Origin of the sequence: Fulvivirga ligni (assembly GCF_021389935.1) — a bacterium.
Lineage (GTDB): Bacteria > Bacteroidota > Bacteroidia > Cytophagales > Cyclobacteriaceae > Fulvivirga > Fulvivirga ligni.
The window spans coordinates 2,476,428-2,498,341 of the sequence record NZ_CP089979.1; the positions used below are offsets into that span (position 1 = coordinate 2,476,428).

At 36.1% G+C, this 21,914-nt stretch carries 19 protein-coding genes and 3 tRNA genes; 12 read left to right on the top strand and 10 right to left on the bottom strand.

Annotated features, from left to right (window positions below):
* Position 1: 1 nt before the first annotated feature.
* From LVD16_RS10940 to LVD16_RS10980, 9 genes are all read right to left on the bottom strand, one after another.
* Complete coding sequence (locus LVD16_RS10940; RefSeq protein ID WP_306309392.1) at positions 2–2,107, bottom strand: thioredoxin domain-containing protein; 2,106 nt, start codon at positions 2,105–2,107, stop codon at positions 2–4.
* 5 nt (positions 2,108–2,112) lie between these two features.
* Positions 2,113–3,111 (bottom strand): GSCFA domain-containing protein, encoded by a 999-nt coding sequence (locus LVD16_RS10945; RefSeq protein ID WP_233773984.1) that lies wholly within the window; start codon positions 3,109–3,111, stop codon positions 2,113–2,115.
* Between the two features lie 38 nt (positions 3,112–3,149).
* Positions 3,150–4,160, bottom strand: a complete 1,011-nt coding sequence (locus LVD16_RS10950; RefSeq protein WP_233773985.1) for a DUF4848 domain-containing protein — start codon at positions 4,158–4,160, stop codon at positions 3,150–3,152.
* A 202-nt stretch (positions 4,161–4,362) separates the two neighbouring features.
* Positions 4,363–4,854, bottom strand: coding sequence for a YdeI/OmpD-associated family protein (locus LVD16_RS10955; RefSeq protein ID WP_255697914.1), 492 nt, complete (start codon positions 4,852–4,854; stop codon positions 4,363–4,365).
* Positions 4,855–4,889: 35 nt separating this feature from the next.
* Positions 4,890–5,663 carry an OmpA family protein gene (locus LVD16_RS10960; RefSeq protein WP_233773987.1) on the bottom strand — a complete coding sequence of 258 codons (774 nt, stop codon included), beginning with the start codon at positions 5,661–5,663 and terminating at the stop codon, positions 4,890–4,892.
* Between the two features lie 78 nt (positions 5,664–5,741).
* Positions 5,742–6,203 carry a nuclear transport factor 2 family protein gene (locus LVD16_RS10965; protein ID WP_233773988.1) on the bottom strand — a complete coding sequence of 154 codons (462 nt, stop codon included), beginning with the start codon at positions 6,201–6,203 and terminating at the stop codon, positions 5,742–5,744.
* Positions 6,204–6,205: 2 nt separating this feature from the next.
* Positions 6,206–6,571: a hypothetical protein gene (locus LVD16_RS10970; protein ID WP_233773989.1), complete on the bottom strand. Its 366-nt coding sequence runs from the start codon at positions 6,569–6,571 to the stop codon at positions 6,206–6,208.
* A gap of 90 nt (positions 6,572–6,661) precedes the next feature.
* Positions 6,662–7,897, bottom strand: a complete 1,236-nt coding sequence (locus LVD16_RS10975) for a tetratricopeptide repeat protein (protein ID WP_233773990.1) — start codon at positions 7,895–7,897, stop codon at positions 6,662–6,664.
* Between the two features lie 29 nt (positions 7,898–7,926).
* Positions 7,927–8,733: a prolipoprotein diacylglyceryl transferase gene (locus LVD16_RS10980; RefSeq protein ID WP_233773991.1), complete on the bottom strand. Its 807-nt coding sequence runs from the start codon at positions 8,731–8,733 to the stop codon at positions 7,927–7,929.
* A gap of 124 nt (positions 8,734–8,857) precedes the next feature.
* Here LVD16_RS10980 and LVD16_RS10985 point away from each other — a divergent pair, with 124 nt between their 5' ends.
* Positions 8,858–9,661, top strand: a complete 804-nt coding sequence (locus LVD16_RS10985) for a DMT family transporter (RefSeq protein ID WP_306309393.1) — start codon at positions 8,858–8,860, stop codon at positions 9,659–9,661.
* Between the two features lie 15 nt (positions 9,662–9,676).
* The gene (locus LVD16_RS10990) at positions 9,677–10,423 is read left to right on the top strand and encodes a YebC/PmpR family DNA-binding transcriptional regulator (protein WP_233773992.1); all 747 of its coding nucleotides are present in this window, start codon (positions 9,677–9,679) and stop codon (positions 10,421–10,423) included.
* Between the two features lie 80 nt (positions 10,424–10,503).
* Here LVD16_RS10990 and gap read toward each other — a convergent pair whose 3' ends face one another.
* Entirely contained in the window at positions 10,504–11,493 is a 990-nt protein-coding gene (gene gap / locus LVD16_RS10995) for a type I glyceraldehyde-3-phosphate dehydrogenase (protein WP_233773993.1), read from the bottom strand.
* A 174-nt stretch (positions 11,494–11,667) separates the two neighbouring features.
* On the opposite strand from gap, the gene LVD16_RS11000 reads away from it, so the two are divergent.
* The 10 genes from LVD16_RS11000 (at position 11,668) to LVD16_RS11045 (ending at position 21,906) form a co-directional block, all read left to right on the top strand.
* Positions 11,668–11,739: transfer RNA gene (locus tag LVD16_RS11000), tRNA-Glu, on the top strand.
* A gap of 898 nt (positions 11,740–12,637) precedes the next feature.
* Positions 12,638–13,516 carry a ParB N-terminal domain-containing protein gene (locus LVD16_RS11005; protein ID WP_233773994.1) on the top strand — a complete coding sequence of 293 codons (879 nt, stop codon included), beginning with the start codon at positions 12,638–12,640 and terminating at the stop codon, positions 13,514–13,516.
* 141 nt (positions 13,517–13,657) lie between these two features.
* Positions 13,658–13,729 (top strand) — tRNA-Glu (locus LVD16_RS11010).
* Between the two features lie 62 nt (positions 13,730–13,791).
* A tRNA-Glu gene (locus LVD16_RS11015) sits at positions 13,792–13,863 on the top strand.
* A gap of 559 nt (positions 13,864–14,422) precedes the next feature.
* Entirely contained in the window at positions 14,423–15,415 is a 993-nt protein-coding gene (locus LVD16_RS11020; RefSeq protein ID WP_233773995.1) for an ornithine carbamoyltransferase, read from the top strand.
* A gap of 587 nt (positions 15,416–16,002) precedes the next feature.
* Positions 16,003–16,992, top strand: coding sequence for a 2,3-diaminopropionate biosynthesis protein SbnA (gene sbnA / locus LVD16_RS11025; RefSeq protein WP_233773996.1), 990 nt, complete (start codon positions 16,003–16,005; stop codon positions 16,990–16,992).
* Positions 16,993–17,012: 20 nt separating this feature from the next.
* Complete coding sequence (locus LVD16_RS11030; protein ID WP_233773997.1) at positions 17,013–17,981, top strand: 2,3-diaminopropionate biosynthesis protein SbnB; 969 nt, start codon at positions 17,013–17,015, stop codon at positions 17,979–17,981.
* 91 nt (positions 17,982–18,072) lie between these two features.
* Positions 18,073–19,068 (top strand): TauD/TfdA family dioxygenase, encoded by a 996-nt coding sequence (locus LVD16_RS11035; protein WP_233773998.1) that lies wholly within the window; start codon positions 18,073–18,075, stop codon positions 19,066–19,068.
* A gap of 32 nt (positions 19,069–19,100) precedes the next feature.
* Positions 19,101–19,910, top strand: coding sequence for a phytanoyl-CoA dioxygenase family protein (locus LVD16_RS11040; protein WP_233773999.1), 810 nt, complete (start codon positions 19,101–19,103; stop codon positions 19,908–19,910).
* Between the two features lie 61 nt (positions 19,911–19,971).
* Positions 19,972–21,906, top strand: coding sequence for a cyclic peptide export ABC transporter (locus LVD16_RS11045; RefSeq protein WP_233774000.1), 1,935 nt, complete (start codon positions 19,972–19,974; stop codon positions 21,904–21,906).
* Positions 21,907–21,914 lie beyond the last annotated feature (8 nt).

A 21,914-nucleotide genomic window follows, 5' to 3' on the forward strand; every position in this document is an offset into this window, starting at 1 on the left:
CTTATGGCTTTTGTAGCTGCTCGTAAGCTTTTTCTACCTCATGCACTGGTAGTTTACATGTTTTGTTATAGCAAACATAGATTGTGGTTTTGCTGCCAGCCGCCGTTTTTTCTTCAAGTAGTGGAAGGTCGCTGCTAGAGGTGGTTCCCATTAATATTTTGTTGGGTACATATCTTTTAACAAACTCATTTCTAAAGGCTAATGCCTCATTGCCCACTATGGCTATTTCAGCGGTTGGGTTTAATAGATAAGTATATAAATTACCCCAATTAGAGAGGTAGGCAGTTTCAGTGGTAAGCAGGGTTTTAACCTTGGCTAACATATGGCTGCTCTTAGATTTGTATTCCTCATTATCATACAATGTACCAATCATATGCAGGTTAATAGCCATCTGAGAGTTTGAAGCAGGAATTACGTTGTCGAATATCTCTTTTTTGCGGGCTATTAACTTTTCAGAGCTGTTGTCACTAAAGAAAAACAGTTCTTCTTCTTTATCATAAAAATGTACTAGTGTGTACTCTGTGAGCTCCAGAGCAGATTCAAGCCAGGCTTCATCAAATGTGGCCTGGTATAATGCTGAAAATGCGTCTATTGTAAACGCATAATCTTCTAAATATCCATCGATGCTAGTTTTACCTTCCTTAAAGCTCCGAAATAGCTTGCCATCTTGCATCATTTCGTTTTTGATGAAAGAGGCATTTTTAATTGCTAATTGTAAGAATTTATCTTCACCAAAAGTGTTGTAAGCATCTACTAAGCCTTTAAGCATCAGTGCATTCCAGCATGTAAGAGCTTTGTCGTCTAACCCTGGTCTTACTCTTTTTGCTCTTTCTTCTAAAAGTAGTTGATTCGCTTTGTAGATCTTCTCATTCAGTTTTTCTGAGCTAAGGCTATATTTACTAGCAAACTCATCATCAGAAAGTGCTTTGTGAAGAATGTTTTTACCTTCTTCCCAGTTTCCAGGCTTATTCACATTGTAATAGGCTTTGATCAAATCGGCATCATCATGCAAAATCTGATTAAGCTCTTCGTCCGTCCAGACATAGAACTTGCCTTCTTCACCTTCACTATCGGCATCTAATGCTGAATAAAATCCGCCTTCAGCGTTTGTCATTTCTCTCTCTAGCCAATCAATGGTTTGATAAACCACATGCTTGTAAAGCGGCTTTTTAGTAACCAAATAGGCTTCGCTAAACAGACTAACCAACTGACCATTATCGTAGAGCATTTTCTCAAAATGAGGCACCAGCCAATCGGCATCTACAGAATAGCGCGCAAATCCGCCGCCTACCTGATCGTAGATTCCTCCCTTCGCTATTTCATCCAGAGTAAGCTCAAGTTGTCTCAAGGCTGGTTGATTATTAGTGATGTGGTAATACCTTAGTAAGAATAACCAATTGGCAGGCATAGGGAATTTAGGTGCTCTATTGAAGCCGCCTTTCTCAGTATCAAATCTTTGTGAGAAGTTTTGAAACATAGAGTCTAACGCTTCTCTATTAAGATCTGTTCCGTCGCTTTTTAATCTGAATTTTATGATTTCACTAGTGGCAATGGCATCAGTTAATTCTTTAGCGGAAGCTTCTACTTCTTCTCTTTTTGTCTCATAAACCTGTGCTATTTGTGTGAGTACTTGTGCCCAGCCGTTAGGAGGGAAGTAGGTGCCCCCGTAGAACGGCTGCTGATCCGAAGTAAGAAAAACATTGAGTGGCCAGCCTCCATTTTGACCCATAGCCTGTACGGCATCCATGTAAATTTGGTCTACATCTGGCCGTTCTTCACGGTCTACCTTAATGCAGATGAAATGCTTATTCATAATCTCAGCAATGCTGTCATTCTCAAATGACTCTTTTTCCATTACATGACACCAATGACAAGAGGAGTAGCCAATGCTCACTAAAATTGGCTTATCCTCGGCTTTAGCTTTGTTTAAAGCTTCTTCGCCCCATGGGTACCATTCCACTGGATTATAGGCATGCTGCAATAAATATGGACTTGTTGAATGTATTAGGTGGTTAGCTCCTTCTGGCATTTCTGTATTTTCTTTTGGGTTCTTCTGGCAGGAAATGAGTAAAATAACGAATAATATAAGGACTAAATTTTTAAGCATATGCTTTAAATAAGTTGATCTTCAAGACTTTTTATCTCCTCTCTCACATTTATCTTATTCTCTAACTCCTTAAGCTTGATGATGGTTTCACGAACAAATTTTTGATGTTCATCGGTTTCTGGGTTAAACGGTCTGTGCTGCAGCGCTCGCTTTATTTTTTGCCATTGTGGGATGAACTTTAAGGTCTCAGCATCAAAATATGACTCACTAAACTGATCCCATATGTAATTTTCTGCCGTTTCATTCGGGTGAATCATATCGGCTTTATAGAAACGGTAATCTCTGAGGTCGTCCATCATAATTTCATAGCTGGGAAAATAATGAACATTACTATGTTGCTGTGTGATTGTGTCACAAGCTACCCGCAGGTTGGCCTTGCTTACACTGTTCAGCGGCAATGTGTCTTTTATATGCCTAACTGGAGAAACGGTGAGTATTATATTGATATCCTTATTTAAATCTTGGAGGTCACGATAGAATTGATCAAAACCATTTAAGATTTGTTTTTGAGTCAATAGCTCTTTAGTGAATGACCTGGCCGGCACTTTATGACAGTTGGCTACAATTTGCTGGTTATCAGCCCTGCGATAAACGAAGGCAGTGCCAAAAGTGATGATTAAGCACCGGCTGTTTTTGATGAATTCATGGGTAGCTGCTATGCTTTCATTTACCTGTGAAACAATCTCTTCTTTTGATAGTGATGAGAAAGACGAATGAAAATCATAATTAGCAAAGAGCCCCTGACTATTCAGGTAGGTTTCTTCTGTAGGCTTAATATTGTTTAAGCTATAGGAAAGCAGTTTAAATATAGATAGGGGATTATAAACTGTGCCAAATGGATTGGCGAGGGCTGTAAATTTATTTTCAGAAAACTTAAGCCCTATGCAATCTGAAAAACATGATCCTATTGATAGGATGGGGGTGGATAGGGTTATTTTATTATCCGAATGATAAACCTTTAAGGATGTTCTAAACATATGCTTAAAGGTAATTAAGAAAGGCATAGAATTTTAATTAATCCTACGCCTTTAAAAATTCTCTATTAGAAACTAATTAGTGCTGTAGAGCAATCTTCTAAATTATGAGATGATTCTATAGTGAAATCTGCTGCTATTTGAGCATGTTCTGTTGCAATATCAACGTACCAATCAGAATTTGATTGATTAGACTCTATGTGAGTTGGTGTATTAGCGGTAAGACGAGCAGTAGTTCTAATGGTTATTGAATGAGTCTGATCATACTGTAACCAGTCGCAATTATTACAATGACTTTTCTTTGATCTAAAAGTAGCTTCCATTCTCGTATTGGAGAAGGTGTATCCAACTATAACATTAATATAATGCCCAGGAAAGCACTGAATGGCTCCATTTGGTTTTTCAATGCAGTCACCTTCTTCCCATCTTCTCTCATAACGAGGAACAAATGTCTTGGTGACTTTAACATTACCATCATATTTCCAATCAGTATAATCCCAAGGTGCTTTAAAACAGTTACAAGTATAATAATCCCCGCAGTGTTGAGTAAAAACATCAGTTCTTGCTTCACTCTCAGATTTTGAAAATTGAAAGCGCTTTATGTCAGTTTCATTACCATCTAAAGGTGTTGATACAATTTCTTTATTGGTATATTTAATTAGGTCATTGTCAATAATAACATAACCTTTAGGATTAAGTACAGATGCTATGAACATATCGTTAAAGGTTCTTTCATAGTCGCCCGCAGCGTTATAGGTGATGATATCTGCAAATTTGTTTAGTACTTCATCATATTTAGCTTCAATATTCTCGAAATCTGTATTGGAGGAATTTTGGTTTTCAATAATTTGAATTTGAGATTTAAAATCATGATATCTAGCTAAAAGTGATTTGAAACCTAAGTCTGCCGCCCAATTGACAATATCTTCTTCTGGTTGATTTTTGAATAATTCAAGCGATCTATTGAAAACTTCATGATCTCTAAATTGCAACATTTGTTGATCGTTGGTCTTAATCACTGATATTTCAGGGAAACTAGGTTGTGGATCTTCATTTTGATCTAGACTACATGCACTCATTAATACGAATACTAATAAAATCGATAATAGGTTTAAGTTTTTAATTATATGTTTATTTTTATTAAAAATATAAATCTAAATACATTTATTTAAATTAAAATAATTAATATAATAAATTTTAAAGTTTCATAATTTGACACAATTGTTCTTTAGTTCACTTCTCTGTGAATCAGTAGTTTAGAAAGGAATTTTGAGATTAATATTAATCCTTGCCCAGCATCTTACGAAACTCTTCGTTTCCTTCTGGTAGCTGCTTAAGATTTTCAATGAGCATGATCGCTCTGTCTATACGAGATTGGCTTCTTTTCACTTGTGCAACGTAATAGATTACATATCTCTGCTTGCTTTTAGGTAGCATGTCGAATCTTCTTCTGCCTTCATCATCTTGTTTGAGAAGTTCTTGTAGTTCTTCTGGCACTGGCATGCCATATTCACTGGTGTCTTTTTCCAGTTTTATATCTACTGTGGTGCCTACATCTGCATGTAGTTTTTTTAATCGCTGATTATTAATGCTGATATAGGCCTTGCCTTCACCCAGGGCCATGAAACCGCTTTGAAAGGTGACGGTCTTGTTTACCGTAATGACTACACGCTGCTTCATACCACCCACTTTATCTATGACATCCTTCGGGATCTCTAGATATTTCATATTTAAATGGTCTAGTTTACCAATGGTGGATTTAAAAGTGGGCATAGAATATTTAGTTGTAGAACTAAAATAGTCTTTTTCTAAAAAACTTTGAAGTCTACTCTGCGGTCTTTTTGACGTGCATCTTCAGACCAATCATCACCGGCCTCTTCTTCACCATAACCAACCACAGAAATTCTATCATCGGGCACACCCATATCATGCATGAGTTGCCTTATTTTTTCTACTCTTTCGATGGATAGCTTTACGTTATAATCATCTTTACCCTTACTATCTGTGTGACCTTCTATAAGTATAGTTCTTCCTTGCAGCGCATATTCTACAGCTATTAGGAACGGCTCCATATCTACCACAGAAAATTCATCCTCATCGAAGGTGAAATATAGCGGAGCAAGTTCTATTGGGTAAACGTCGTCTGTTTGCTTAGCCAGATTTTGTTTAACCATTTCTCTGATCTCCTGCTGCTTAGGACTTTTGGGTTCAGGAATATTGTCTTTAGTTAAGGTCTGCGGTTCTTCCTCAGGCTTTTTCTCTTCCTCTTTCGGTGTTTCTTTAGCCACTACCTCTTCTTTCGGAGGATCCTTTTTTGGTGGTGGAGGTGGCGGAGGAGTGTCTCCTGGATCGTATTCAGCTCTAGGGTATGTCTTTGGCTTTGAAGCAAATAACTTCACCTTCTTACGAGGCTTTTTATTTCTCTTTTTGTTCAAGGCTTTACACTGCCGTCCTGGATTGACGCTTTTATAATGGTTTTTGTGAAACAATATAGTGTGCTTGGTCTTGTTTTGACCAAAGGCTACTATAGAAAGCAACCACAGAATACAGATGAAGAAATATGTCAGTCCCTTTTTTAGCATGTAGATTAAAAAAACAGAGAGAACTCTGTTTTATCTGTTTACTGTAATTATTTAATCTATTTATGCTGAAAAAGTAACCTACTTTTGTTCAACCAATTTCAGAAAACTGTCCATAAGTTCATTGGGGACAGTTACAGACAGGTGATATTGTTCAATTTTCCATGTACCATCTTCTTGTTTTGATAGAATTCCAGATCCTCTGCACACACCCATCCAGGTTTTTAATAGCTCAGAAAACCATGCTGTATTTCCATCTGCTGAAAAGTGCAGATCTCTGTCATAAGGTGTAAAATCCCAAGCTTTTCCTTTATCAAAGTAGGGCTTGCCAAATTCCTCAAAAGAGGTCTTATCCCATCTTTCAGAGGCATCAGTACCTATGTAGATGCCATTTTCAGCTATGCTGCCAAAGAAAATTTCTGCATCAGCCTCGGCTGCTGCTTTATGCCAATTATCTATAAATCGGTTTACCTCTTCTTGCTGACAGAAGGCATAACTTATACTAATAGTTATAAGAAGCAGTGTGCTTAAAACCTTTCTCATCCTTAAATGTCGTTGAGTTCTAAAAACTCCTTAATCTCACTGTGAACTTCTGATGTGGATTTGCCATCATACGGGGCGGTAGCTATCGCTTTAAAAAGCTCACCTACTATAGAGGCTGCAAAGCCCAGCTTCTCAGCATAGATGCTGGCTACTTCTAACTCAATGTCTTCCACCACATTATCCAGATAGATCATGTGTACCAAATGGTAGATAGATTCTATTTTTTCAATTTTATCTTCCGGAGCTTTGTATTCCAGCTGATCAAAATTATTTTCTATGTAGTTAAGGTCGTTATCAGACAGGTTAAGCTGAGCGCTCCATTTTAGTAAGCATGCAACATACTTTCTGTTAATGGTTTCTTCTTGCATAAAGAGCGCTAAAATATTGAAAAGCTCTTTTTTACAGATTCTAATTCTTCTTTCTCCAGATTATTCATGGTCTTCCTGATTATTTAATCTTCAAATATTGCAATATTTTTTCAATAATGTGGCATCCACATCTTTTCCCAGCTGTTTTGCTTTCTGCCAGTCCATACAAACCTTCCGAAGCAGGTTAGATTTTTCTTCTGCTACGCCTCTATAAAAATAGCCATCAGGTCTATTAGGCCTTAAGTAGGTGGCCCAATTGAAGTCTGTTATGGCCTCTGCATAATTCTCAGCTTCAATGTTGAGTTGGCCTCTTTTTATAAATAACTTATAATAGAGGTCTGGTGTTCGCTCTACTGGCAAAACGAATTCAAAAGCTTCTCCAAAGGCCTTACTGTAAGTGTCCTTAAAGCTTTTCTTGGCCTCAGTGTAAGCATCCAGTGCTAAGTCTACCCGATCGAGCTTTTCATAATAGATGTCTCCAATCTTCATGGGAAGGGAGGCGTCGCTCGTTTCCTGATCGTAAACATACTTTAAGGCATGAATAGCGGCCGGATAATTTTCATTGGCATAATAGCAGTCAGCTAACATTTTCCAGGTATTCAGTTGTAATGGTTGCTGATAATCCCTGATTACTTCTAATGACTTGATTGCATCTTTGTAATTCTGCTGATTGAAAAAGCCGGCTGCCAAAACATTTAGATTTGCTAGCATTTTATCTTTCTCATCAGAATACTTTTGGTCTATCGGAAATTGGTCAATGAGCCCATTAAGTAAAACTATAGCTCCTTCGTAATCGCCTTTTTTATATTTGGCATGAGCCATCATAATTACCATCTGATTGGCTGCTCTGATTTTGGCTTCTTCTCTGGCTTTAAAATACTCATGAATACTTACGCCTCCAATCACGGTAATAGCAATAATAAATACACCTAATAATGTGTATAGCTGAGTTTTAAAATAGTCTTTATCTACCTTGTAGTGTGGTGCGTTTTTGTATTTAGGGGCCTTTCTCCAATCATACTTACCATACCTTTCATATACTGATTTTTCTGTTCTCTTCTTAGGAGGAGCAGTGGTAGTGTAGCCGCTAGCTGTTTGTCTGGGACGATCATAAAGGGCATGAAGCAGTTGATCATGCTGGAATTTTTTATCGGGATCAGTCAGGACTTGGTGAGCCTCATTTACCAGTTTAAAATATTCTTCAGCGGCTTTATTGTTAGGATTTTTATCAGGGTGGTATTTCAGGGCAAGCCTTTTGTAGGCAGACCTAATGGTTTTGAGGTCTGAGTCTCTGCTTATATCCAGTACCTGATAATAGTTGTACATAGAATAAATTTAACTATAAAACCAGTTTTTTATTGAATGGAGTTTCGGTTTTTTTGATAAAACTTCCAATAAAAGTAGCCAGCTACCACTACTACCAATAATGAAATGAATTGAGAATGAGAGAGGAAGTTATCAATTACGTAACCTCTGCTTACATCTCCTCTAAATATTTCCACCACAGATCTGCCAATAGCATAAAGCATTAGATAGCTTAAAAATAGCTGTCCTTTAAATGCCTGCCTTCTTTGAATAATTAGCAATACAATAAGTATGGTCAGTATTAGAGAAACACTATATAGTTGAGTAGGATGGAGCGGTGTGTTTAATGGCGCGAGGCACTCATCGTCTCTGAATATTACGGAAAGAGGGCCATGCCATTCTATACCGTAGCAGCACCCTGCCATGAAGCAGCCTATTCTACCAAATACATGAACAATACAGGTGACTATGGCCATTACATCTAACATTTCCAGCACAGGTAGCTTATGCTTTCTAAAAAATAAAAGCATGGTAGGAATGGCGAAAAGTAACGATCCATAAAATACAAAGCCTTTACCTCCGATAAGTCCTTTAGGATGATCAATATAATGGGAAGGATTCTCGAAAAATAGGAATACTTTGCCTCCTACAAAAGCTGCTATAAGTATCAGTAGGAAGAAATTGTTTATGGTTTCAAATGACAAACCATACTTTTTTCTGGTTTTGATAGTGAGATAAGTGACTCCTGAAATGGCGCCTAGCACAATGAAAAAACCATATGAGTGAACCGTGAAATAATCTCCAAAAATACCTGATAGAAACTCAGGCATCTTTATTTTAAACAGTGTAGGGTGCATGAATGAATATCCTTTGCAGTAAAGCTAATATAATTTTCCTTTTTAAACCATTTAGAGGTTCTTTGCGAAATGTTATCGAAAGGAGTGATTTATATGCTGGTGGCGGGCTTTTTTTTTCGCTACTATGAATGTTTTTGTGAAGCTGGTTCCTGATATTCCAGCGGTGGAGGTAGTGCTGTTCAGGTCGGCTGTTTCTTTTATTTTGAGTCTGGTGATATTAAAATCTTCAGGGGTAAATATCTGGGGTAAGAATAAACCCATCTTGCTGGCCCGTGGTGCGGCTGGTGCTGTGGCTCTGGTGCTTTACTTTGCTACCATACAGGCCATTCCTTTAGCTAGTGCTGTTACTCTTCAGTTTTTGTCACCTATTTTCACTAGTATACTAGGTATTTTTATTGTTAAAGAAAAGGTGAAGCCCCTGCAATGGCTATTCTTTCTAGTTGCATTCATTGGCATTCTCATGATAAAAGGCTTTGATGATAGAATATCATCCTGGTTTCTTGGTATCGGGGTGGTTGCAGCGGCATTATCTGGGCTGGCTTATAATTTCATAAGAAAGCTAAACACTAGTGAGCATCCACTGGTTATAGTGTTTTATTTTCCGTTAGTAACTATGCCTGTTACGGGTATTTACTCAGCGTTTGACTGGGTGCCTCCAGTAGGATGGCAGTGGTTTTTTCTGCTTATGATTGGTTTGCTCACCCAGGTAGCTCAGTACTTCATGACCAAGTCATACCAGCTTGAGGAGTTATCTAAAGTGTCGAGCCTGCAGTATCTGAATATAATTTATGCTTTACTATATGGCTGGTTGATATTCCGTGAATCATTTAATGTTATGACTTATGCGGGTATGCTGGTGGTAATAGTTGGAGTGGTTCTAAACGTCTGGTATAAACATAGTCTAACGGTGAGGAAATCAACTGAATAAACAAAATTTTTCAATATGTCAGGACATAGTAAGTGGTCTACCATAAAGAGAAAAAAAGGAGCTCTTGATGCTAAGAGGGCTAAAATCTTCACTAAATTATTAAAGGAAATATCCGTAGCAGCCAAGGAAGGTGGCGATGATCCGGATGGTAATCCAAGATTGAGGTTAGCGGTTCAAAATGCTAAAGGTCAGAATGTTCCTAAAGATAATATCGAAAGAGCTATCAATAAAGGTAGCGGTAATGACGGCGCAGATTACACGGAGCTTACCTATGAAGGTTACGGCCCAAATGGAGTAGCGGTTTTCGTAGAATGTACTACTGATAATTTGAATAGAACAGTGGCAAGTGTCAGATCATTATTCTCTAAATATGGCGGTAGCTTGGGAGTAAATGGTTCTGTAGATTATATGTTCGATAGAAAAGGCATTTTTCTTATCAAACGAACTAAGCAGATGAACCAGGATGATTTAACGCTGGAGTTAATTGATGGTGGGGCAGAAGAGGCCGACTTTGATGATGAATACATCCATGTAACCACAGCCATGGAAGACTTTGGTAGTATGCAAACTAAGCTGGATGAAGTGAAATTGGAAGCAGAAACCGCCGAGCTACAGCGAATACCAACAAACTATGTGTCATTGGATGATGAGCAGTTTGAAAGCGTAATGAAATTAATTGATGCTTTGGAGGATGATGACGACGTGCAGAAAGTATATCACAATCTAGAGATCACTGATGAGCAGTTGGAGAGATTGTCCTAAATATTAAAAGCTGAATTTAAGCCTTATACAACAAAAAAGGAGACCTTTTGAGTCTCCTTTTTTGTTGGGTTGTATATAAATTACTTAGCTAACTTAGCGATAAGATCAGCTACTCTGTTAGAGTAACCAGCCTCGTTGTCATACCAAGAAACAACTTTCACTAGGTTGCCATTCACAGACGTCATTTGTGAATCAAAGATTGAAGAGTGAGAGTTTCCAACTATATCAGTAGAAACGATCGGATCTTCAGTATACTCAAGGATACCTTTCATTGGTCCTTCAGCAGCTTCTTTCATTGCAGCATTGATTTCCTCTACAGTAACTTCTTTGTTCAATACACAAACAAGGTCAGTTAATGAACCTGTAGGAGTTGGTACTCTTACTGCGTTACCATCTAATTTACCTTTAAGAGAAGGAAGAACTAAACCTACAGCTTTAGCAGCACCTGTAGTAGTAGGAACAATGTTAAGTGCAGCAGCTCTTGCTCTTCTTAAGTCAGAGTGAGGAGCATCCTGTAAGTTCTGATCAGCAGTGTAAGCGTGGATAGTGGTGATGAAACCTTTTTCCAAACCAAACTTGTCATTAAGAACTTTAGCTACAGGAGCAAGACAGTTAGTAGTACAAGAAGCGTTAGATAATACTTCTTCTTCACCAGTAAGAATATCATCGTTAACACCTAATACTACAGTAGGTATATTTCCTTTAGCAGGAGCAGAGATAACTACTTTCTTTGCGCCAGCTTGAATGTGCTTCTTAGAGCCTGCTTCATCAACGAATCTACCAGTAGATTCAAGAACGATATCCACACCTAAATCACCCCAAGGCAATTGAGCTGGATCTCTTTCCGCAAGAACTTTAATAGATTTACCGTTTATTATAAAACCTTCGTCGTTAGTTTCAACTGTTCCGTCAAACTTGCCGTGGATAGAGTCATATTTTAAAAGGTGGGCAAGTGTAGCGATATCAGTAAGATCGTTTATGGCTACTACTTCTATGTTATCCTTTTGTAGTAATGATTTGAATGCCAATCGGCCAATTCTACCAAAACCGTTGATTGCTACTTTAGTCATTATTTGTGGATTAAGTTTTGTTGATTTATTACGGGCGCAAAAATACAATACGGTATATCTAAAATCAACGAAAGCGCAGGTTAAAAATAAAAATGTGCGATTTAGAAATTTTTTTTCACTGACCTATTGCATTTAAAAATCTGTTATATATATTTGCACTCTCATTTGAAAAACGGTCCGTTCGTCTAGGGGTTAGGACGCCAGGTTTTCATCCTGGTAACAGGGGTTCGATTCCCCTACGGACTACGAATAAAGCTGATCTTCTACGGGTCAGCTTTTTTATTTCTACCCCTCCCCAAAAAAAAATAATACGTTATCTGAATTTGGAATTCTCAAGTTAAAATAATTGACATTTGGATTAATGATAATTTAATAATTTATTAAGTTTTTGTTATTAATCAGTTATAATTATATAATTTTATTATATCAATGTTATATTATTTTGTTTTTCTTATTAGGTTGCTGTGATTAACTTTCAAACACTTACCAGTATTTGTTGTATAATTGTATGTTTAAAGCCAACCTTTTTGATTAAACATCAAGAATATCTGATGTTAATAGATCAGATGGGAATGGTAAATTTGAGGTATGTGAGAAGTCGACAAAGGTATTAGAATCATTAAATAGGTGTGAAGACCCTTTGATGCACTTGCTTTGTTCACTTTTTATAACGAGTAACCAATTTAACTGTAGTGCTGTCTCATTTCTTTCCTGATTAAGGTAAATTATTCCTAAGAAGGTAGTGTAAGAAGGTACATGTGTATGAGACCAATCCAATGTAAAGGTGAAGTTATAGATGTTGTGACTCATTTCATAGATTAAAGCTTGAAAGCTGTAAGTGGGCTCATTTTCAGAAGTTTTAACAGTGAATTGGCCATTGAGTGAATGTTGAGATAGTGAGTTTATTAGAATTGAAAACTGGTGGTTTTGTTCAAAGAATAGGGGGAGCCTCATAAATAATTGAGTTTTAGGTATAGGATTAGATTGGTTGTTGGTTTTGTCTTAAGTGTTTAGTCTTTAGTCTTTTACCAAAGACCAACTATAAAGTTATTCTTTTTTTTTGAATCAATAAGATTGAAATTTGATACGAAACTTACATAAGTACAAGTATTTATGATAATCGTATTGTTAATTATATAACGGTATGGACGCAGTAAATATTGAGGAGATAATCATTAAAAAAGAATTAAAGAGTTTTATAATTCCTCTCAGTAAAGAAGAGTATGCGCAGCTTGAGGCGAATATTGTGAAGGAAGGTTGTAGAGACCCTTTGATTTTTTGGATGACGAAAGATGGTCCGGTCTTGGTTGATGGGCATAACAGGTTTAAAATATGTGGTGAGCATAATTTGAATTTTAAGTCCAAAATACTTCCTTTCGAAAACGAGGAAGAGGTGAAGTTATGGATGCTGAACAACCAACTAGGAAGAAGGAATTTAACATCAGACCAAATAAGCTATTATAGGGGATTAAAGTATAATTCTTTAAAGCGACAGCGTGGAGGTTATGATAATGTGCAATCAAAAGGTCAGAAAGAACTTTCGACCTCGGAACGGCTGGCTGAAGACTTCAAGGTAAGTGAAAGTACTGTGAAGAGAGATGCTAAATATGCTAGTGGTTTAGATATTATTGGTAAGTCAAACCCAAGGTTAAAACTCAAAATTTTAAATGGAGAGGTTAAAGTTAATAAGGCAGACATTCGATTGCTAAACGATGGAGGAGATGCACTGCTTAAGAACATTAAAAACGAGGCCGATTTGTATAACAAGGCTAAGCTCATTAAAGAGAATATCTTGGATGAGGTAGAAAGTGCTTTAACAGAAATTAAAGAAAAGCAAATTGAAGAAGCCAAAGAGTATTTCGAGTCTAAAGAGCCTTTGTTTCAGGAAAAAGATGATCAAATAGTTAGAATAAAAGGTAAGGTTATTTCAGCTATAAATAGGGCAATTAATAACAAGGATATGGATGCTATTGATGAACTTAGAAAACTTATTGAAAGACTAGAGAATCTACTCTTTAGTTAGTGAGATAAAAGGGGTGCTATGAGTCATAGTGATAATTCTTACATATAAACTGGTGTTTGCATTATCTGGGTTAAAATAAATTTTCGACATGTGTTGAAAAATGTTAGAATCATTCTTATAATTGCACCTCGTTTTAAAAGCGGTCCGTTCGTCTAGGGGTTAGGACGCCAGGTTTTCATCCTGGTAACAGGGGTTCGATTCCCCTACGGACTACAAGAAAAATACGCTTATTACCGTTTTGAGTGTATTTTGTTTTTTTGATGAAAACGGTTTATGGTCCGTTCGTCTAGGGGTTAGGACGCCAGGTTTTCATCCTGGTAACAGGGGTTCGATTCCCCTACGGACTACACAATTTTAAAGCAAAGATTCTGTTTTGCTTTTCTTTATACTTTATCCTTTATAGTTTAGATGCACTTGCTTTGTTAAAGTGAGCTATTTATCAAAACTTTGATCCTAATTTAATGCTGATTGGGTGTGTCATTGGTTTATTTTAATATTTTCCTTAATTTCAGTGATAAGATTGAGCTATAGTTTTTGCTCTAAGAGGCTCGGAATTGGTAGCTTTAAATTTCTTTAAAAATGGAATCTATCTAATTTATGAGATAGACTGGTGATCTGATGTTCAGATTGAACATTTATTTATAATTGAATTCTTTATTGGAATTAATTTTGAATGAACAGATGTACATCTTTAACTAAAGATATGTATTATCAGCTATCAAATAAAGATGTCCTTTGGTTATTGAGATGATCTGATGGGTTTTTAAAACAATTTCGTTAATAAAAGTTAGTCGTGCTCCATGACTCATTTCGAAATAAGAGTTGCTCTTGTAGAATTTAGCAGGCTAATTTTTTCGCGTAATAATTTCAATTTGTACTATTAATAAATAACTAAATTAAATCAATATGGAAAAACAAAAAGTTAAGCATTTGGTGTCATTATCTGATTTATCAAACTCTGATATAGACGAAATTGTGAGTAGGGGCGCAGACTTTTCCAGTGGGAGTGCTCAAATGAATAATTTATTAACAGATAAAATTGTAGGTATATATTTCCGGAAGACTTCTACAAGGACTCGAACTTCTTTTTCTTCAGCGGCATTAAGAATGGGAGCACAAATCATTTCATATGGACCTAATGATTTGCAGGAAAATACAGGTGAGACTGTACAGGATTCTACGGAGGTTCTTTCTCGGATGCTTCATTGTCTAGTTGCGAGAACCGCCGGATCATGTGAAGAAATGAGGTGTTTTGCTTCGCAGGACAAGATGGCAGTTATTAATGCCATGACTGCAAAAGAGCATCCTACCCAAGCAATAGCTGATCTGATTACCATAAGGAGACATTTTGGAAAAATTGAAGGACTAAGAATTGCATATGTAGGCGAGGGTAATAATACTGCGTCTGCTTTGGCACTATCATTATCTAGATACTCAGGAGTTAAACTTTGTTTTTATACTCCCAAAAATTATGGTTTAGATCAAGTTGCAAAAGAATGTGCTGAGCAACTCGCTTTACAGAGCGGTGCTGATATTAAGGAATATCATGAGTTGAAAGATATCGATAAAGAAACTGATATAATATATACTACTCGCTGGCAAACTACTGGTACATCCAAACCTGATCCAAATTGGAGAGACGCATTTGAGCCATTTAAATTGACCTCAAAGTTTATGAGTCAGTTTACTAATGCTGTCTTTATGCACGATTTACCGGCACATAGAGGTGAGGAGGTAGACGCAGAGGTTATCGACGGTTCGCTTAGCATAGTTTTCGATCAAGCAGAAAATAAATTACATGCAGCAGCGGCTGTTTTGGAATGGTGTTTATGCGAAAAAGTAAACCCATTATCAAAAAGTGAAACAAGTGATGTTCATTATTCACTCATCGCTAACTGACTTTAAACTTGTATTATAATTTAATAGAGGGTTACAGACTATTTTAGTTAATTCTGTCGAAGGTTCAGTTTGACCTTTTGAAATATTCGTAAGGATGTGGTCTATGAAATAGATTGGTAATAATTATTTCATTATCATTTATTTTGAAATTTGTTATAACTCCCATATCTTAAAGCTATATTTTAAGTAGCAAAATAAAAATCTTCTTAAACGATAAATTAAATTAATCGCATCAATTATTATTTTTAATTGATAAAGGTGAGATATTACAATTTGACTTGTGGTGTCTACCGAGTATGTTTTAGGATATAGGCAATCATGGATTCTTTTTTTGTTAATAATGTAGCTTAAGCCTACTTGTTAGATTCTTATTTAAGGGAAACATTACAGCAAGAATTTTATCCATTCATGACCGCTCTGAATTTATTCATTTATTTTATTGAAATGAGTTCAGATGATATTTTAATAAATGTCAAGAGTAATAATTGATTTCTGAAATAATTTTGATCTGTCATAGTTATTGAACTAAATGGTAAATTAACTAATCCTTTTTTTTAATTTAAAACGGCCTTATCGCTATATGTGATATGATTAATAATATTCTAAATAAGGTAGGAAATACTCCTCTTATTCCATTGAAAATTCAGGAGAGCCCTAATCTAAATGTTTTTGCCAAGTTGGAATTTTACAATCCAACGGGTAGTGTAAAGGATCGAGCAGCCTGTTACATTATGAATCGTCTGTTGAATGAACGGGTAATTAATAAAAATACAACTATTATAGAATCATCCTCGGGTAATTTTGGTGTTGCTCTTTCTGCGTATGCACGAATGCATGGATTGAAGTTTATTTGCGTTATCGATAAAAATACCTTGCCTGTTAATGAAATGCTTATAAGGTTACAAGGGGCTGAAGTTATCTGTATTACCGAACCGGACGAATTTGGCGGATACCTTATGAATAGATTGAAGAAAGTACGAGAGATAATTGATAACACTGACAATATTTATTGGGTTAATCAATATGGTAATCCATTGAACGCTCAAGCTTATTATAACTCTTTAGGTAAGGAAATATGTCTTGAGATACCCAGGCAAAAATTGGATTACCTTTTTATGGGGGTTAGTTCAGGAGGCACAATTACTGGGGTATCACAGATGGTTAAGAGGAAGCACCCTGAAGCAACCATTGTTGCAGTGGATGTGGAAGGATCTGTAATTTTTGGTAGGGAAGCTAGCAAGCGTTTTATACCCGGAATAGGATCGAGCATAAGGCCTAAAATATTGGATGATGCATTTATTGATGAAATAGAATTTGTTTCAGAAAAAGACACTATTACTTCATGTCGCGAGCTTTTAGAAAAACATAACCTTTATGCTGGAGGCTCTGCAGGTTCAGTTTATCAAGCAGTGAAGCAATATTTCCAAAATAAAGCAATAAATAACCCTGTCAATGTGATGTGTGTATTTGCAGACAGAGGGGAGCGATATATAAGTACAATATATAATGATGATTGGTGTAGAATGGTTCAAGAATATGTTGAACGAAACCATTCTAAGGCGTCAGTTTCAGTTTAAAATATTTAGAATTTCATAAAATGATCTACCTAAACGAAAATGATATAAAGCAGCAAGATTTGGATTGGAGTAGAAATGTTGAAGTTATTGCTAATGCCATAACCTGCATTAAATCCAAAGATATTTCACAGCCTGTGAAACCATATTTGCGCTATGGGAATTTGAAAAACAGAATAATAGCTATGCCAGCATATATTGGAGGGGACATACATATGTCAGGTATAAAATGGATTGCTAGCTTTCCAGACAATATAAAAAAAGGACTGGTAAGAGCTCATAGCGTTATTGTACTGAATGAGGCTGATACGGGCCTTCCTGTTGGTATTCTTAATAGTGGTTCAATTTCCGCTATCCGAACTGCTTCTGTCAGTGGCCTTGTTCTAAAGGAATATATGAAAGCTCGTAAACCTAGAGGTCTAAAGATAGGTATAACAGGTTTCGGACCGATTGGACAGTACCATTTAAGTATGTGCAGAGAAATTCTAGGAAATACTATAGATGAGGTGGCCATTTATGATCTTAAGGGAATTTCTCTGGACACTATTCCTGAGAATACAAGAGATAAAATAAGGCCCGTTACCAGTTGGGAAGAAGCTTACGAGGATGCGGATGTTTTTATAACTTGTACAGTATCTAGTGAAAGGTATATTGATAAGAAACCTAAGGTAGGATCACTTCACCTTAATGTTTCACTAAGAGATTATAAATCTGATGTTTATCCACATTTTGTGGGAGGTATTGTAGTGGATGATTGGGAAGAGGTGTGTAGGGAAAATACAGATATAGAACAGTTTCATAAAATTAATGGACTGCAAAAGGCTGATGTGTATGCAATTCAAGATATTATAGCAGATGGCGTTTTTAGTCGTATACCAGTAGATCAACCTATTATGTTTAATCCCATGGGGATGGCCGTATTTGATATAGCGATGTCCAATCATTATATGAAGTTAGCAATGGCCTCTAGTAGCGGGTTGGCACTCGAATAATGTGCGTGTTGCTCCACTATTAGAAGCTCTCTGTTATTTAAAGAATGATCAAATGATCGAATTAATCAATTAATTCTTAAAACCGTATTACATGGAACCTTCCACAGAAGCACAAATAAAATATTTAACAAACCTGAAGGGTGCTACAACATTCGATGCATCAGACCATTTTCCATTCATGATTAAACCAAAAGGTAATGCAAATGCATTACTCTGGGCAAAGGAAAATAGCGATGAATTAAATAAGCTGCTGCTTCAGCATGGGGCGTTGCTATTGAGGGGCTTTGAAATTGGTGGTGCTGAAACCTTTAATAAAATGTTTTCAACCATATCTGGAGATGCCATGGCCTATAACAATAGAACATCTCCAAGGGAACAAGTTTATAGTAATGTTTATACATCTACTAGCCACCCTAATGATCAGAATATATATATGCATACTGAGAATTCTTACTCAAGCATATTTAATAGAATAATAGCATTCTATTGCCTTAAACCTGCGAATGTAGGTGGAGAAACACCAATAGCAGATGAAAGAAAACTTTTAGCTGGTTTAAAAAAGAGCACTATTGAGAAGTTTAGAGAAAAGGGAATTCAGTATGTGCGTAATTCCATGCCGGGCATTGGTCTTGATTGGAAAACCATATATCAAACCAATGATCGGCAAAAGGTGAATGATATTCTCACATCCAATGGGCATCATTTTACTTGGGTTAGTGATGAACATTTAAGGGTGAAGTGGAGTCTCCCTGCGTTTCATCAACATCCGCTCACCTCTGAAGATATGTGGTTTAATCATATGTATTTTGGTCATAAAAGTTTGTACGATCCGGCAGTTTTGGAGTTTTTTTCGGAAGAGGATTTGCCTTTTGTTACATATTATGGAGATGGGAGTGATATAGAGCCAGATGTAATAAAAGAATTTCATGATTTTTACGAGAGTGAATCGATAGTCTTTAAATGGGAGCAAGATGATTTTTTACTTTTGGATAATCTCATGTTTTCGCACGGGAGAAAACCATTTCAAGGTGAACGTACAATACTTACCGCCATGGGGCAACCTTACCAAATGGACCGGAATATATAATACCATTTCAACTAAACTTTAAACTCAATCCAATGATTAGTCAAGAACAAATAAGCCAATACCATGAGAAAGGTTATCTTCTGCTGGAAAACTATTTCACTCCGAAGGAAGTAAGTCTAATGAATTCTCAACTTACACTGCTTATGCAGGACGATGGGCCAAGAAAGATCATAGAGTCTAATGGGGAGATAAGATCCTATTATGGAGCTCACCAGATGAATAATATTTATAACGAAGTAGCGCGTGTTAGAAAACTCGTAGAACCTGTTAAACAGATTCTTGACAGTGATATTTACATCCATCAAACCAAGGTTAATTTTAAAAAGGCGCTAAAGGGAAACTGGTGGGAATGGCATCAAGACTTTCCATATTGGAATCTTGAAGATGGTATGCCACTACCAAGGGTTACATCGGTTATGATATATCTGGATGATGTAACTGAGTTTAACGGGCCTTTAATGGTAATACCTGGGTCTCACAAGTTGGGAATTGTTTCATTCGAAGACAAGCAGCAAAGTGAGGAGGAAGTTAGCTATACAGGAGCAAATTTGAAATACACAATAGGTAGATCAATTTTAACAAAAGGGTTTGAAGATAACAATGTAGTTAGTACCATTGGAAAAGCAGGTAGTGTACTTTTCTTTCATGGGAATATTTTCCATGCCTCCAATTGTAACATGTCTCCTTTCGACAGAAGGACATACATTATTACCTACAACAGCGTAGAAAATACTTTAAATAATGTTGGAAAAGAGAGACCTGAATTCCTTTCTGAGCGCAATTTCTCTCCTTTGCAAGCCTTGGAAAATGAATGGTATCAGAATGCGGAAATAACTTCCTGAAGAAGTTGTTTTCTTGGTGTAAAAAAAAACTAAAATATTGAATCTTTTAAATTCAAAGTAAGTGGGAAATATACCTAACTATCTATACATATTTGGAGGGCTTTTAATCCTTGTGGGGGTTTCGATATCAACGGTAACCTTTGTGCAGTTTTATAGAAAAAAAAGAAGTATCCAAATCACAGCGAGAAAAGTGTACCACTATTTGGGAGGAATATTGTTACTTCTACCACTATTCATATGTGTATACTTTATCCCGGTAGCTTTTTATGATGAGAATTTTTGGAATGCAATATCTGTCAGATATGATGATATAAAGCAATCTATGATGTTTTTTAGCTTTTCTTTATTAGGCTTTTATTTGCTCACTGCGTCTACATCCTTTTTTCCTCATTATAACAAATATTATAATGAAATACCTCCACTTTTGATTTTAAGCCTTTTTCCAGGAGTTGCTAATTCAATGTTGGTAATGATCATAACAAATTTCATCAATAGTGATACTGATGTGAAGTATCTGCTTTTCTTTTTTGCCTTGTGTACCTACGTATATATTATCACTGTGAGACTAAGTAAAAGAAAGGCAGCCTATATAGGAACGTTAGTAGCAGGAGATTTGAATGTGTTGGTACTGAGAAATATTTTTGATTTCTCCTACATTAAATTTGAAAAGATTAAAAGCAGTAAAATCTATACAATTTTAAATGATGATCTTGGCATACTGATTGGATTTTCAAAAGATTTAATCAGAATTTATACTAGCGTAGTCATGGCATTGATTGTTCTTGCTTACCTATTTAGTCTTAATCTTTTAAGTTCCTTGTTGTTAGTGCTTATAACTGGTTTAATCCTCGGCTTTCACTACCTGGTATCCAACAATTATGTTAAAGCACTCCATTACGCTAAAGAGCAGCGTGAACATTATATGGATTTGGTTATGGGCTTAGCTTCAGGATTTAAAGAGTTGGTGTTACATGGGGTAAAACGTAGTGAATATCATACAGACCTTGAAGGAGGGAGTGCAGATTATTATAATGCAGATTTGAAGACAACAAACATTAATATTAATAAGATTTTATTTTCAGACTTATCTTTTATTATAGCCATAGGAGCTACTTGTTTAATGTTTCCTTTGATTTTTAATTTCAGCAAAGAATTAGTTACATCTTATGTTATAGCAACTCTGTTTTTATGGTCGCCTTTTAATACTATAATTAATGCGGTGCCTCAAATTTCGCAAGTGCAGGTTTCTTGGAAACGAATAAGTGATTTTCTCCATCATACAGCCGCAGAAGATTTAGTAGAAGAGCCATTAACCTTAACAGCTAGTAATATTAATACGGTAAATCATATTATGATGAAAGATGTTAGTTTTAATTATAAACCTGACATTAAGAATGAGGATATCACGTATGGAATAGGACCTATTAATTTTGAAGCAGATAAGGGTGAGATAGTTTTCATAATTGGTGGTAACGGAAGTGGTAAGACTACATTTTTAAAAATCCTTATAGGACTTTATAAGTCGGATAAGGGACAAATTCTAATCAATGGGCAAAAGATTAATTATAGATTTCTTGGGGAATACTTTTCTGTTATTTATAGTGATTTTTACCTCTTTAAGAAAATCTATGGTATAAAGTATGAAAGGCTAGAGCAGGTATATGAGTGGTTAGATACACTTGGCCTAGCTGATAAAGTGAAGATTGAACATGGTTCTTTTAGTACTTTGGACTTATCTCAAGGTCAAAGAAAAAGACTTGCCATATTGAAGTCTTATCTTGAGGATAGACCAATTTATTTTTTTGATGAATGTGCAGCAGATTTAGATCCTGATTTTAAAGAATTTTTTTACTACGAATTATTGCCAAAAATGCGTGATGAAGGCAAGGTACTTATCAGCATTACTCATGACGAAAAATACTTTGATGTGGCAAATAGGTGCTACAAAATGGAGATGGGTAAAATGAAGGAACTGTCTAAACTTGAAAAGGTTTAGAATTTAAA